The following is a 212-nucleotide window of genomic DNA, read 5'->3' as shown; positions in this document are numbered from 1 at the left end:
ATCCCACCAGCGCCTCCACCGAAGCTAGCGCTCCGGTTTCAATGGCTCCCGCCTATCCTGTACAAACTGTACCAAAATTCAATATCAGGCTACAGTAAAGCTCCACGGGGGCTTTCCGTCCTGTCGCGGGTAACCTGCATCTTCACAGGTACTATAATTTCACCGAGTCTCTGGTTGAGACAGTGCCCAAATCGTTACACCTTTCGTGCGGG

1 rRNA gene is annotated in these 212 nt (G+C 52.8%); it reads right to left on the bottom strand.

The window, feature by feature from the left end:
* Positions 1-212, bottom strand: a 23S ribosomal RNA gene (locus tag MR160_RS34700); the annotation flags it as partial.

Origin of the sequence: Bacillus cereus group sp. BfR-BA-01382 (assembly GCF_022663475.1) — a bacterium.
Lineage (GTDB): Bacteria > Bacillota > Bacilli > Bacillales > Bacillaceae_G > Bacillus_A > Bacillus_A thuringiensis_S.
Note: the sequence above shows the minus strand (reverse complement) of the source record. Positions and strands in the feature narration are given on the sequence as shown.